The sequence below is a fragment of the Parapedobacter sp. genome (genome assembly GCF_035556095.1).
Taxonomy (GTDB): domain Bacteria; phylum Bacteroidota; class Bacteroidia; order Sphingobacteriales; family Sphingobacteriaceae; genus Parapedobacter.
Map to the genome: position 1 here is coordinate 91721 of NZ_DATMFT010000031.1, position 14131 is coordinate 105851.

General features: G+C 46.6%; 14 protein-coding genes. 8 read left to right on the forward strand and 6 right to left on the reverse strand.

Annotation, left to right across the window (positions count from 1 at the left end):
* Positions 1–63 precede the first annotated feature (63 nt).
* From VNQ80_RS19275 to VNQ80_RS19290, 4 genes are read left to right on the forward strand one after another with little or no spacing between them, the layout of a single operon-like run.
* The gene (locus tag VNQ80_RS19275; protein WP_325641765.1) at positions 64–3192 is read left to right on the forward strand and encodes a TonB-dependent receptor; all 3129 of its coding nucleotides are present in this window, start codon (positions 64–66) and stop codon (positions 3190–3192) included.
* 12 nt (positions 3193–3204) lie between these two features.
* On the forward strand, positions 3205–5166 hold the full coding sequence (locus VNQ80_RS19280; protein WP_325641766.1) for a RagB/SusD family nutrient uptake outer membrane protein: 1962 nt from the start codon (positions 3205–3207) through the stop codon (positions 5164–5166).
* A gap of 22 nt (positions 5167–5188) precedes the next feature.
* A complete protein-coding gene (locus VNQ80_RS19285; protein WP_325641768.1) occupies positions 5189–6463 on the forward strand; it encodes a DUF4959 domain-containing protein in 1275 nt (424 codons plus the stop codon).
* Between the two features lie 24 nt (positions 6464–6487).
* On the forward strand, positions 6488–8146 hold the full coding sequence (locus VNQ80_RS19290; RefSeq protein ID WP_325641770.1) for a DUF4998 domain-containing protein: 1659 nt from the start codon (positions 6488–6490) through the stop codon (positions 8144–8146).
* Positions 8147–8294: 148 nt separating this feature from the next.
* Here the strand turns inward: VNQ80_RS19290 and VNQ80_RS19295 are convergent, their stop codons facing one another.
* The 6 genes from VNQ80_RS19295 to VNQ80_RS19320 form a co-directional block, all read right to left on the reverse strand.
* Entirely contained in the window at positions 8295–8525 is a 231-nt protein-coding gene (locus VNQ80_RS19295) for a hypothetical protein (protein ID WP_325641772.1), read from the reverse strand.
* A gap of 60 nt (positions 8526–8585) precedes the next feature.
* A complete protein-coding gene (locus VNQ80_RS19300) occupies positions 8586–9083 on the reverse strand; it encodes an SRPBCC family protein (RefSeq protein ID WP_325641774.1) in 498 nt (165 codons plus the stop codon).
* 64 nt (positions 9084–9147) lie between these two features.
* Positions 9148–10215, reverse strand: a complete 1068-nt coding sequence (locus VNQ80_RS19305; protein WP_325641776.1) for an acyl-CoA desaturase — start codon at positions 10213–10215, stop codon at positions 9148–9150.
* Between the two features lie 129 nt (positions 10216–10344).
* Positions 10345–10536: a cold-shock protein gene (locus VNQ80_RS19310; RefSeq protein ID WP_325641778.1), complete on the reverse strand. Its 192-nt coding sequence runs from the start codon at positions 10534–10536 to the stop codon at positions 10345–10347.
* A gap of 186 nt (positions 10537–10722) precedes the next feature.
* A complete protein-coding gene (locus tag VNQ80_RS19315; RefSeq protein WP_325641780.1) occupies positions 10723–11127 on the reverse strand; it encodes a cupin domain-containing protein in 405 nt (134 codons plus the stop codon).
* Positions 11128–11137: 10 nt separating this feature from the next.
* Positions 11138–12115 carry a GlxA family transcriptional regulator gene (locus tag VNQ80_RS19320; RefSeq protein ID WP_325641782.1) on the reverse strand — a complete coding sequence of 326 codons (978 nt, stop codon included), beginning with the start codon at positions 12113–12115 and terminating at the stop codon, positions 11138–11140.
* A 142-nt stretch (positions 12116–12257) separates the two neighbouring features.
* Between VNQ80_RS19320 and VNQ80_RS19325 the strand changes: the two genes are divergently transcribed.
* Genes VNQ80_RS19325 through VNQ80_RS19340 form a run of 4 tightly spaced genes read left to right on the forward strand, consistent with a single transcriptional unit; the run spans position 12258 to position 13977 of the window.
* Positions 12258–12677, forward strand: coding sequence for an SRPBCC family protein (locus VNQ80_RS19325; protein ID WP_325641784.1), 420 nt, complete (start codon positions 12258–12260; stop codon positions 12675–12677).
* 25 nt (positions 12678–12702) lie between these two features.
* Complete coding sequence (locus VNQ80_RS19330) at positions 12703–13077, forward strand: DoxX family protein (RefSeq protein ID WP_325641786.1); 375 nt, start codon at positions 12703–12705, stop codon at positions 13075–13077.
* Between the two features lie 38 nt (positions 13078–13115).
* Positions 13116–13565 (forward strand): SRPBCC family protein, encoded by a 450-nt coding sequence (locus VNQ80_RS19335; RefSeq protein WP_325641788.1) that lies wholly within the window; start codon positions 13116–13118, stop codon positions 13563–13565.
* A gap of 10 nt (positions 13566–13575) precedes the next feature.
* The gene (locus VNQ80_RS19340) at positions 13576–13977 is read left to right on the forward strand and encodes a glyoxalase (RefSeq protein WP_325641790.1); all 402 of its coding nucleotides are present in this window, start codon (positions 13576–13578) and stop codon (positions 13975–13977) included.
* Positions 13978–14131 lie beyond the last annotated feature (154 nt).

Below are 14131 nucleotides of genomic sequence, written 5' to 3' on the forward strand. Positions count from 1 at the left end.
TTGTACTGTCTGGTGCAAGCAAACTAGGAGTGTATTCGCTTTTTTAACAACCATTTAGATATTATGAGAATTATTGGGATTTTATTTTTATTGCTATTGCACGGTGTGAGCATGGCTCAAACCAAGCGCGTTTCGGGGGTCGTAAAAGACGCCGGAGACGGAACTCCGCTTGCCGGCGTCAGTTTAACGGTGCAGGGTAAAGCAATCGCTACACAAACCGATGCCAACGGGGAGTTTTCACTTGAGGCGGCCGTTGGTGACACGTTGGTTTTCTCCTTTGTGGGAAAGCTTCCTGCACATGAGGCGGTAGGGGACCGTAACGTGTTGGAAATTATGTTATACGATGACGAGAGCCAGCTGGATGAAGTTACCGTTGTGGCTTTCGGTACCCAGAAGAAAACCAGTGTAGTCGGGTCGATCACCACGGTAAAGGCGTCCGACTTGAGGGTGCCGTCTTCCAACTTGACCAGTTCATTCGCTGGCCGTATTCCGGGTATGGTTTCGTTCCAAACCACGGGTGAACCGGGTGCAGATAATGCCCAGTTCTTTATCCGCGGGGTTACCACATTTGGTTACCAAACATCGCCGCTTATTTTGATTGATGGCTTCGAGGCCACGACAGACGCACTGGCACGGCTCCGTCCGGATGATATCGAAAGTTTCTCTATTCTGAAAGATGCGTCGGCCACGGTACTTTATGGTGCACGTGGAGCGAACGGTATAATTATGATCACAACGAAGTCGGGGCGCGAGGGGCCGGTGCAGGTAAATGCACGGGTCGATTTTAACGTGAGTTCGCCGGTGCAGATGACCAAGCTACTCGACGGGGTGGAGTATATGCAGCTTTACAACGAAGCGCGGATTACCCGCGATCCGCTATTGGGCGCTTACTACTCCCAGCAAAAGATTCAATCAACCATCGATGGCGTGAGCCCGATGTTGTTTCCGAATGTGGACTGGCATGAAACACTCTTCAATAAGTCTACGAATAATGCCAAGGCGAATGTGAATCTCTCCGGCGGCGGGCAAGTAGCCAACTACTACGTTTCTGCGGGTTGGGAAAAAGAAACCGGACTGCTGAAGGTGGATAACCGCAATAACTTCAATAACAACATTGATATTAACCGGGCATTTATCCGGTCCAATGTTATTTTCAAGTTAACGCCGACCACAACACTGGATACCCGGATTCAAGGACAGTTCGAGCGGTATAATGGCCCATGGGCTTCGGCTACCGATATTTTCTACGAAATCATGTGGAGTAACCCAGTCGATTTTCCAGCCGTTTATGAGCCTGATGCGGCCAACGAGTTCGCCAACCACACGCTGTTCGGCAATACGTGGGTCGGTGGTGGCATGAAACCTAACCCCTACGCATCTATGGTTAGAGGGTACAACGATCGTAATGAAAGCCGGTTGACCACCCAGGCGACGTTGATGCAGGACTTCGACTTCATTACCGAAGGATTAAAATTTCAAGGCCGTATCTCAGCCAATATCTGGAGTCAGTATCAGAGCTTACGTACGTACAGTCCGTTCTTCTACTCGTTGCAGGATTATAACCAGGTAACGGGAGACTATACCTTGTATTCGCTGAATCCAAATGCGGGGTCCGTCTTCCTAGGAAATGTTGAACCCGGAAGAAATGCCGATGGTCATTATTATTTTGAAGGCCGATTGAATTGGGATCGCGTGTTTGGTAAACACACCGTAGGTTTGATGACGGTGGGGATGATGGAAGAAAAACTCTTAACTGCCGGTAATAGCACATCGATTTACGAAACCTTGCCCGAACGCAATATGGGGAACTCCGGACGGGCTACTTACGATTTCGATAACCGCTATTTCTTCGAGTTTGCTTACGGATTCAATGGGTCAGAAAAATTCGATGGTTCCAAGCGGTACGGGTTTTTCCCGTCAGTGGGTGGTGGCTGGATGGTTTCCAACGAAAAGTTCTTCGAGCCTGCAACGGACATCTTCAGTACGCTGAAGCTCCGTGCTACCTGGGGGTTGGTTGGAAACGATGCCATCGCCGAACGTAAGGACCGCTTCTTCTACCTTTCTGATATCGGCCTCCAGGGCGGTACCAATACCACTGCGAACGGATATCGTTGGGGAACCAATTTCATGAATGCTTATAGCGGATATTACATAAACCGGTATGCTAACGCTGACATCACTTGGGAGGTGTCTGAAAAATACAATTTAGGTTTAGAAGTCGGCTTGTTCAATGAAGCGTTGAAAATTGAGGGTGATTTCTTTCGGGATATACGCAGCAATATTTATATGGTACGCCAGAACTTTCCTTCGACAGCGGGCTTGGAAGCCAGTATTAGCGGCAACGTGGGTAAAGCGTTGTCTCAGGGCTTCGATGGATCCATCACGTACCAACATTTCTTCAACAACGAGTTTTGGCTCAACGGACGCGCTAACTTTACCTATGCCACGAACGAATATTTGGAACTGGATGAGCGCGACTATGCTGATAGGTACCTGAGCAGATTGGGGCATAACATTAACCAACAATGGGGTTTGGTGGCCGAACGTCTGTTTGTGGACGAAGCGGAAATCGCTAATTCACCTCGTCAAGATTTCGGTGAGTACATGGCGGGCGATATCAAGTATAAGGACGTCAACGGCGACGGTGTGATCAATGGAAACGATGAAGTGCCATTGGGTTTTCCAACGGTGCCGGAAATCCAATACGGTTTCGGTTTGTCTGCCGGCTATAAACGGTTTGATTTCTCGTTCTTCTTCCAAGGAAACGATCGGGTGTCTTTTTTCATCAATCCGGGCGTAGGTGGCGGGAATGATAACGACGAGGGAATTGCTCCCTTTGTGCTTCGTCGGAATGCGCTGGAAGTGGTGGCAAGGGATTATTGGACTGAAACCAATCCGAATGTGCACGCATTCTGGCCGAGGTTGTCTACGGAGCCAATAGACAATAACCTTCGGCAATCGTCGTGGTGGTTACGAGACGCTTCATTTCTACGTTTGAAAAGCGTGGAACTTGGCTATAGCCCCAAAGGGCTTAAACGTATTGGCCTGGGCGAGGGTACACGCATCTATGTAAGTTCGGAAAACCCATTGGTGTTCAGTAGCTTTAAGTTGTGGGATCCAGAGATGGGTAGGCGTGGATTACGTTATCCACCCAATAAAAGGTTTAACATAGGAATTCAGTTGTCTCTATAATACTAAAAGAAGATGAAGACGTTTTTGAAAGTTGGGTTAGTGGTGTGTGCAACGCTATTGTCGCAGTCGTGTACCAAGTATCTCGATGTGGTTCCAGACAACACCATGACCTTGGAAGATCTCTTTGATACGCGGGAAACAGCGTATGAAGCTTTGGCGCGGGTGTACAGCTACATCCCTCGCGTTGATGATACTCATTTAACGACCTGGACGCTAGGTGATGAGTTTGTCGGCAGACTAGACCTCAATAATAACACCGGTAACCTGAGGGCCATGCGTATCATGCGCGGCCTGCAGAGCGCCACCAATCCGCAACTCGGTACTTGGTCGGGCACCGAGGGGGCAAGAAGCCTGTATGACGGTCTCCGTCAATGTGACGTGTTTCTGCAAAACATTAATAATGTGCGGGATATGTCTGACCTGGAAAAGGCTGAATGGGCCGCCCAGGTAACCTTCCTGAAAGGATACTATGCGTTTTTACTGGTGCGGCAATACGGACCGATTGTACTTCCAACGAAAATGGTTTCGCCAGAAGCCTCGAAAGAAGAATTGTTCTTACCGCGCTCTAAGGTGGAGGATTGCTTCAATTACATCCTTGCGCTGATGGATGAGGCGATCCCTAATCTTACGGAAAGGGCCACCGAGAGTAACATGGGACAGGTGGATCAGGTCGCGGCAAAAGCCATCAAAGCACGGGTGCTGTTTTACCGTGCCAGCCCGTTCTTCAATGGAAACCAGGAGTATTTCGGAGATTTCGTGGACCATGACGGACAGCCCTTTTTCCCACTCCAGTATGATAATGAGAAATGGAAACAAGCGCTAGACGCGATCAATGAATCCATTGCACTTTGCGAGCAGAATGGTTTGCGCCTTTACCATTTTGAAAAAGAACCCTTTATTTACGACCGGGAGGCCTTTTCGACAAATGAAGAGAACATGCGTACATTATATGATTTGCGTATGGTGATATGCGACCCTTGGAATAGGGAGCTGGTATGGGGATTTTCAAATCACAATTATTATGGGCAGGGTGAATTGGCTCACTCCACAAATATTCGTCTTCCGGCTGGCTATGGCGATGGGGTGATAAATACAGCAGAGTTTTCATGGCAATGGATGGCGGCTACCTATAAGATGGTTGAACGGTATTACACCCGCAACGGACTACCTATTGATGAGGATTTGACCTACAATACGGCTACTATGCACGAACTCACCCAAACCCCGGGGCTGCTTGATCCTGAATATGCCGAGTTAAACGGTATCATGCAGCCAGGTGCCGAGACCATCAACATGTATCTCAACCGTGAACCCCGTTTTTATGCCAATTTAGGGATTACCGGTGGGTTTTGGAGAGCACACACTGTACGGATAAACACGATGATGTATAACGGAGCCGACGGTGGGTACAACTCGTCTACACATGCCACCGACTTTTTGACTACCGGTATCGGTGTACAGAAGTTAATACATCCCGAGTCGCAGTCAGCCGCTTGGCAGCGGGTTATCCGTTTCCCTTATCCACTGGTACGGATGGCGGATCTGTACCTCATGAAGGCCGAAGCACTCAACGAATACAGCGGCCCTAGCCAAGAGGTATATGACGCGGTGAACTTGGTTCGCGAACGCGCAGGTATTCCTGATGTTGAAGTGGTATGGTCGGATGCCGGCTTGGCAAAAACGGTTAACAAGCACCGTACGAAGGAAGGTATGCGCGATATCATTCTTGAGGAGCGATCAGTTGAGCTCGCTTTTGAAGGGCAGCATTTCTGGGACATGTGGAGGCACAAGCGTGCCGTTGCAGAATTTTCATCACCGGTGTGGGGGTGGACGCATACAGGCACCACAGGTGAATCGTTCTTTGCGCTCGAGGTTAAACAGGCTCGGCGGTTTACCATTACCGATTACCTGTGGCCCATTGATTTGGAAGAAATGAATACAAACGGAAATCTGATCCAAAACCCGGGATGGTAATCATCCCCAACATGAGAGAGTTATGAATAAAAGAAAATATGTTGCAATGCTAGTGGCTCCACTGCTAATTGTCGGTTCCTGTAAGGAGGAAAACCGCTATGCGAGCCACGTTGGTGATAGTGATGCACCGGGTAAAATTACCATCGTTGATCAAAAACCCTTATATGGCGGCGCACGGTTCTTCTACGACCTGCCCACGGATGAAGACTTGTTACAGGTAGAAGCTGTATATAAGGCTAAAAATGGAAAAGCGTATACGTTTTCGTCGTCTTATTTTGTCGATTCGCTAGACGTATATGGATTCGGTAGCACCGATCCGCATGAGGTGACGCTGTATGCGGTCGATCGTTCCGGCAATCGCTCCGAACCGGTTACGGTATCAATCACCCCTTTGGAACCTGCATTTAGTCGCGTGGCTTCATCCATTGAGGTGAAATCGGGATTTAGTTCGTTTTTCCTCGATTGGACCAACGAGCTGGAGCAGAACGTGAACGTATATGTGGATTATAGTTTTACCCTCAACGGGGAGCAGCGGCAACTGACCACAGTATTCTCGTCAAATTTGGCCGAAGACAGGAGGTTTATCCGTGATCTCTACCTCTCACCCCAAGACCAGGTGAAGGTGAGTGTACGGGTAGAAGACCAATTTGGTAATGTCACCGAATCAGTGGATAAAGGTTCTCTTTCTTTATACGAAGACATTGAGATACCCAAAGCGAACTGGATATTGCCCGATGCAAATGACAGTGTCGGCGGTGTGCCGATGGTTTTTGGAGATGGTCTCGAAGGGCGTTCAGCGAAAGTCATTGATGGAATCATTGATCAAGGAGACAATCTCAATTTCATGCATACCCATAGCCGTGGGCGTACTGGCCGGACAGCCGACGGCAACATGCCCTGGAATTTTATCATCGATATGGGCGATTATTATGAATTGAGTCGTATTGTTACCGTACAACGGCATTCGGGCGGGCTGTCCAACATCAACCGGGGGCAATACTACCAATCGGAGAATGTAGGTATGTATAACATGTATGCTTGGGATGATGCCGCCCAAGAGTGGGTGTATATTTCGCAGCATAAGATACCGGTTCCCGTTGGGCTCAGTGAGTTGGAGTTCGTACAGGCCGGCGAGGCGGGTGACGAAGCCTACATGTACCCTGATGATCCGAAGTACACCAAACCTACGCGTTGGTTCAGGTATGAGGCGATAAAGAGTTTTAACGGAAATTATACACTTGAAGATGCGAACTGTTTGTCTGAAATTACCCTCTATGGGCGAAAGGTAAATCAGTAATCCGTTTTTCAAAACACAGTTGACATGGTAAATAGAATATTATTTTTCTCCATGCTATCCATCATCTTGTTAGGTTCATGTGATGGCATGTACGACAGCTTGGACGAATATTCCGGCGAAGTCGTCTATCCCGCCAAATACGATACCATTGTGGGGCATATTGGTTACGAGCGGGTTGAGATCGATTTAATGAAGGCCGGTCGCATAGCCAGTAATAAAATCAATTTGGGTAAAGCCAAAAAGACGGTAGTGGAGTATGACGACCAACGTATTGTTATCGATTCGCTGGTATCTTGGGTTAACATCACTGGGCTTAGCCAACCTAAACTATACCGTTTCCAAATTTACACCATCGATGAATTTGAAAACAAATCGGTACCACTTGAGATCGCGCTCATTCCCTATACAATCAGCGATGTCGCTGGTCTAGCCGTTAATTCGCCGCGTGTACTCACGTCGCCCTCTTCCGCCGTGGTCGATTGGCCGAATGGTCTTTCTTCTGTATTGTTGGACTACAAGAGCTTAACATTTAGTTATATAGATAAGGACGGTGTGGAGCAAACCGGAAAACGGGAGGCGGATTCGCGTTTTTTCATCCCCAATTTGCAATCGGGTGAAGCTACTACTGTGAACATTACCTATAACGTGGTTCCGAAAATCAATAACGTACCGATTCTCGACACCATTGCGCTTGAGAAAGAGTTGGTGATTAATATGCCTACGGGCGCTACACCATTTGCACCTTCTGAGCGGGCTATATTGGAAGCCAATGGGGTTACCGAATTCACCGCCGACGGTATATCGGCGTTTACTAAGTTGGTCTATCCGATACACGCTAATTCATTGCAGGATATTTTCTATTTTCCCAACTTAAAGGAACTTGACCTTACGGGGGGAGACTTGTTTGAGATGACTACGCTCAGATACGACCGCAACAGCGTTCAGAGTACCGTCGGTGGAGGCGTTCGTGTTCCGTTTGCTCGGAAGGTTGCTGACATTTCATCGGCAAATGCGCAGACACTTAAGGATATGCTGGAGTCGGGTCTCCTTGAAAAGGTCCGATACGTGCCACACTCCATGGGCTTGGACAACTTGTTGAATCCCTACATAGAAAGTGGTGTGGTTGAGTTGGTAACGTCGCCCAGTGAAGCGTTGATTCCGGCGAACTTCTTCCTTGACGGAAGGGTTCAGGATAACGCTTGGCAAATCGATGTTACCTACCCAGCGACAGATGCACCTGCAGGTGGTGGCTTGCAAAATGTGTTGAAAGCTGTACTGCGCAGTCGCAGTGCATCTTTAGTGGTAGCATTACCGCGTGAGTACCAGTTTAATGTACAGGAATATAAGTACCTTAAATTTAAGGTGTATGCTCCAGCTAAAAGTTCTTTCTCAGGTAGTTATGCGCCTTATCAGCGACTTTGGCCTCGGTTTATGAATTCCATGTGGTCGTTTGGGCAAAACAGTGACTTCGGTCAAGAATATTGGGCGCACAATGCCGATGATTTCCGGATCAGTGACGCCAATTTGGAGAAATGGATTGACGTAACCGTCGATTTGTCACAAGCGGTGGGTAAGCACAACCGGGTCATTGTGATGAACATCGGCGGTGAACCATCAGTGGACTTCAAGCCCGTACCAGACATCGTTTATTACTTTGCTAATTTCAGGTTTACTAAAGAATAATCAGCGGCATACGATTTCTGCATCGGCCATTCCCCCGTCAACGGGGAATGGCCGATTTTAGTTATATGCTACGGCATCGAATGCCCCCCGATGAAGACGCTGTATGTCGGAAGACAAAGCCCTTTGCGAAACGTTTGTAGGTGCCTAATTAAACATCGTCGTCTTCTAGATTGCCTGAAGCAGTACCAGCGAGGTCGCTGCCTTCCCGATCTACTTCATCAGGGTCATCGGTTTCACGGATGCTTGCCTCGTCATCGTCCGAGTTGTCATATTGCTGTTGCCGATCGAACGCTTTGTGGCCTGCCCGCTCATTTTCGGCAATACCTTTTTCCATTTTTTCCGGATCGACCGGTGGCTGTTGTTTATCTTTGTTTGTCATCGTGGTATCCTCCTTGTTTTGCCAACAAGGTGCGGACGAAATAGTTTTGGATTATCATTTTCAAAACGCCACCTCGGCAGTCGTCGTACCATTTCCTTTTCGCGCGCGTACCGCGAAGCAGGCCAAGATATATTCCCAACCTTGGCTGCTGTCCATCGCTTTACGGTATTCTTCATGGCCATCGCCGTGGTTTTCAAAATGATCATGCCGAAGCTCGACAACCGTTTGCCCATCGTGCATCGCCCGGAACCGGATGGTTACCTCACTTGCTTTAAGTGGATCAGGCTCCGGCACGCGGAACGGGCTGATTTGCCACTTGATGGTGATGTATTCACTGCGTTTTACAGCCGAAACGGTTCCCCAATCGCATCGGAAATCATTTGGGCCTTTTTCCATGCAATGCCCTCCGGGTACAGGATGTATACTGATTTCCGTTAACTTATCTTTGGACCACGTGTATGCTTTAGGCCACCACAGTGTAAGTCCGTTGACAAACGTATTAAATGCTTTTTCAGCAGATAAATCGACTTTGACTTGTTTACGTATTGCAGTTTGCATACTCACGCCACCATCTATTGATCATGAAGATAACAGGTAGCGCAAGCGTATTGTTTTATAACCGTTAAGCCCTGCTGAGCTGGTAAATATGCCGAAGGTGGGATGCAAAAGCCGCGCTCATCGTCTTATGCTCCAGATATGTCACCCCAAATTCCTCACAAGTGGCTTTCACCAGCTTGTTGATGGCGGGATAATGCACGTGGCTGATTCGGGGAAACAGATGATGCTCCACCTGGAAATTGAGCCCGCCGAGTAACCAGGATACAATGCGGCTACCGGTTGCAAAATTGGCTGTAGTACTCAACTGATGTACCATCCATTCCTGTTCAATTTTACCGCTATCCTCGTTTGCTACAGGAAACTGGGTAGCTTCCACAACGTGAGCCAGCTGGAAAACAACCGCTAAGAAAAAGCCACAGGAGACGCCAGCAATGAGCCAACCGATCAGCGCCGGAAGCCAGCCAACTGCAACAATGGGAATAACCAAATAAACCGCTATGTAACCGATTTTTGTGGCCCAGAAGATGAGGTGTTCTCGCAAAGGCATAGTTTTCCGTTGTGCCTGCTGTCCCATCTTTCCTGAAAAATATTTCTCAAAATCTTGAAACAAGACCCAAGCAATATAGGAAATACCGTATAACACGAACCAATAGGCAAACTGGAATCGATGAAACCAACGATGGGGCTGGTCAGCATGCATACGCATGAATTTCACGTCGATATCGTGGTCCAGACCGTCTATGTTTGTATAGGTGTGGTGGTTGATGTTGTGTTTCTGTTTCCAGAAATAGATAGTGCCGCCGAGCATATTCAGTGTATAGGCTGACGCTGTATTCAACCATTTGCTTTTAGCAAAACTTTGGTGCCCCCCTTCGTGCATAATGTTGAACCCAATGGCGGCGAAGTTAATGCCGAGTAATATGCATAATAGGCAGGAAAGCCATAGCGGCATGGTAAGTGCGAGCAATATCGTGTAAAGTGCAATGGCCGTTGTTACCAGTGTTATGCTTTTGACGTACAACTTTCCATTGCCGGTGTTGGCAAGCTGCCGCGTTTTGAAATAATCGTTTACCCGTGCGCGTAGCGTAGCGGCAAAAGGTTTGTTTATGCTGTTGAAACTGGTTTTAGACATGTATGGATACGTGTATTAGAAATAATGCGCCCGAAGATACGTATTTAGGGCAGGTATTGGGGGGCTTATAAAAAAAAACCATCCGGTGATGACCGCCGGATGGTACTATACAATACCTGAAAAATGGATTTAAATCAATTTGACATTTACTGCGTTGAGCCCTTTTTGGCCCTGTGCGACTTCAAATGAAACATCGTCATTCTCACGGATACGATCTTTCAACCCTGAGGTGTGAACAAATACATCGTTACCACCGTCGTTGGGGGTGATGAAACCGAAACCTTTGGTTTCATTGAAAAATTTTACTTTGCCTTCTTGCATGGCATTTTGGATAAAAAATGAATAAAAAATTAATTGCCTGTAAAGGTAAATATAATTTATTGATATTCAGTAATTTTAAAAATTTCATTTTTCCGTGTTATTGGAACGTGCGTGAAAAGCACCCAGTCAAAACCCAGGTGGTATGATCTGCACTTTTGTTATTTCCAGCGGCTAGACACTTGCCTATCATACCGGTTTAACGGCAGGAGCAAGTGTTAATAGGAAAAGGCTTTCTTCCAATGCCAGTACACTATGGGGTATCTTCTCGTGTAGGGTAACCACCTGTCCCTCTCCGAGTTCCACAGATTCGTTATCCGTTGTGAATTGGATGTAGCCCTCCAGTACTTGCACACTGATGGTACCGTCTGCTGCATGTGTAGGCAACTCAGCTCCGCTATGTAATGCGATCAGCACAAGCCGCAGGCGTTCCGATTTGAACACTGTGATTGCATTTCGCGGCCCATTCAGCCACGCGGGTTCCTTTTTGATCTGTTCCATGAATCGGGGTAGATCTATCGTTACCAGCGGTGCGTCAACGGTCCGTTCACCCTCCGGACGCTGTGGTGTCGATTCATTCATTTTCTCTTCCATATCCTATAAGTTAAACTTCATTTGCTACCCTTGCAAATTTATTCCTGTACTCAATAGGCGTAAGCCCGGTTATTTTCTTGAATATATCCCTAAATGCTTTCGTGTCTGTATAACCCACATCAAACATGATTTCAGTGACGTTTTTCCGTGCCGCTTCAAAGTACTTTTTTGCCGCTTCTATTCGTACCCGCTGTATATACGCGATAGGTGTGTTGTTGGTTGCCTCTTTAAATCTCCTTTCAAATGTTCTGCGACCGCTGTTTATCAACGTTGCTAATGTTTCAATAGATAGTTTATCGCAATAATGTTCTTCAATGTAATCTTGTACTTTTTGAATATCATCATCGCCATGATTCCGTTGCCCTTTGAATATGGCAAATTGAGACTGGCTATCCCGCCCGATATCCAGTGCAAAATATTTTGAGATCATCACCGCGGTTTCTCGATCAGCATACTTTTCAACCAGGTATAAAATCAAATTCCATAAACTGCTTGCACCGCCACTGCTATAAATATTGTCGTGTGCGGTAATGATTGCACCATCTTCTACTTCCACTTCCGGGTACCGTTCTCTAAACTCATTGATATAAGCCCAATGTGTAGAGCATTTTTTGCCATTGAGCAAACCCGTTTCGGCCAAAAGAAAAGCGCCGATACATAAACTGGCGAGACTCGAACCCTGCCCATGCAACTTCTTAAAATAAGGTATTGCTTCTGCATTGGCCTCAATTCCTTTAGCAGCATCGCCGAATGTAGGCGGTATGATGAGCAAGTCCGTTGCGGTCACGTCCTTGAGCAACCTGTCGGTTTTAATGGTGTATTCGCCGTTGTTAGCAGGTACATATTGCCTTAGGCCTACGTATTCTACCTTGAAAATGGGCTTTTTACCAAATGCGGTTAGAAATTCATTGGCAGTGTTGAACGTTCTGAACGGCGGTGTAACCGCTTCAATTACGCCATACTCGGGTACAAAAACAGAAATCCGCATATCAACTTGGTTATATACCGCAAGGTAAAAAAATAGTTTGTCATAATTCACCCCTAATATTGTCATTTTCACAACCGCCAGCATTTTAGACGCTGTTGTAACTTTGAATTGTAAAATTTGATAAACAAAAAATTAACGAACAATGGCACAAGTAACGAGAATTACCGTTGAAGCAATTGCAAATGTACCCGTTGCAAAAGTTTGGAAAGCATGGAACACACCGGCGGATATAATGCAATGGAATACACCCGACCCTAGCTGGCATAGCCCGAGCAGTGAAAACGACTTGCGGGCGGGAGGAAAATTTAAGAACAGAATGGAGGCTAAAGATGGCAGCTTCGGTTTTGATTTTGAAGGTGTTTATGATAAGGTGGAGGAATATAAGGAAATAGCCTATACCATGCCTGATGGGCGGAAAGCGACCACAGTGTTTACCGTGCACGACGGGAAAACCAACATCGCCACCACCTTTGATGCGGAAACGGAAAACGACCCTGAATTCCAGAAACAAGGGTGGCAGGCGATCCTGGACAACTTTGTGAGGTACGTCGAGTCGAAGTGACTTATAAATCGTTAATAATGATAAAATGAAGAAGAATAGAATAATTTTTTGGGTGGCAACAACCGTTATCATCCTTTGGGAAGGCGTGATGCCGCTTAGCGCACTGCTTTTTTCACCAGACCAGGCAACTGTAGGTACAGCGCCTTTGGGCTATCCGGATTATTTTGCATACGCCCTCATCATCTGTAAAGTACTCGGTGTTTTGGCAATTTCCTTCCCCAATGTACCGGCGAAACTAAGGGAGTGGGCGTATGCAGGGCTTACCTTCAATTTAATCTTCGCGTTTATTAGCCACGCGTATGTCGACAAGAACATTGGGTTTATGCTGATGCCGCTGGTGGTATTAGCCATTCTGGCCGTTTCATATGTGTACAACAATAAGATCCGGGCGAATAACTAGGGCAACTAATCAAATCATCACAATTAATTTTTAATAAAATGGAGAATCAAACGGTTTCACTACATCGGGTAATTAAGGCAAGCCCAGAAAAAGTTTTTCGTGCATTTGCCGATCCATTAGCGCATGCAACATGGCTGCCTCCGTATGGCTTTATATGCACCGTACAGCATATGGATTTCAAGGTAGGAGGGAAGTATCACATGACGTTTATCAACTTCAGCACCGGGCACGCGCATTCCTTTGGTGGGGCGTATCTCGAAATAAAGCCCAATGCGTTCATCAAATACAGCGATACGTTCGACGATCCCAATATGCCCGGAGAAATGACTACAACGGTATGGCTGAAGGAGGTTTCCTGCGGCACCGAACTTAAGGTGCTACAGGAGGGTATTCCTGTGCTTATACCGGCAGAAATGTGTTATTTAGGCTGGCAGGATTCGCTGGATAAGTTGATCAAGTTGGTAGAGCCCGAAATTCCAGACGCCTAGTATATCCGGTATGGTTGATTCTAATTCTGGTAAATTTGTGAGTGCGATTTTTATTACATTTTCGGGTAACTGCAAGAAAGCACTCACTTACTACCAAAACTGTTTTGGTGGCACGTTGCAATTTGAAATGCTGGAAAAAGTGTTGAAGGGATATACAGAAATGCCTGTTGTCAGCGGGTCGCTTGTTTCCGATCGCATCACAATCCACGGCTCGGACTTGGTACATAGCGAAGGAAGAACATTGGGGAATTATATCGCTGTTTTCTTGCGCTGTAAAGACGCAGTTGATAGGCAAGCGCTTATTGGGAAACTGAGATTCAATCGGAAGAATGCTATTGCTACTTATGATGACCAAAAACTGGTTGAAGTAACCGATGCATTTGACGTGAGGTGGGTGTTGGGCATAGATTAGGAATTTTAACATCTATTAACAATTTGGCTGCAACAAATCGGTTTATTGTGCGTTATATAGTCAGTTAGTGAAATTTAAAATTTATCTTTCATCTGTTCGTTGATTTTTATTTTAATGGTTAGATGGAGCCTTTGATGATTTAAATAATTCTTAG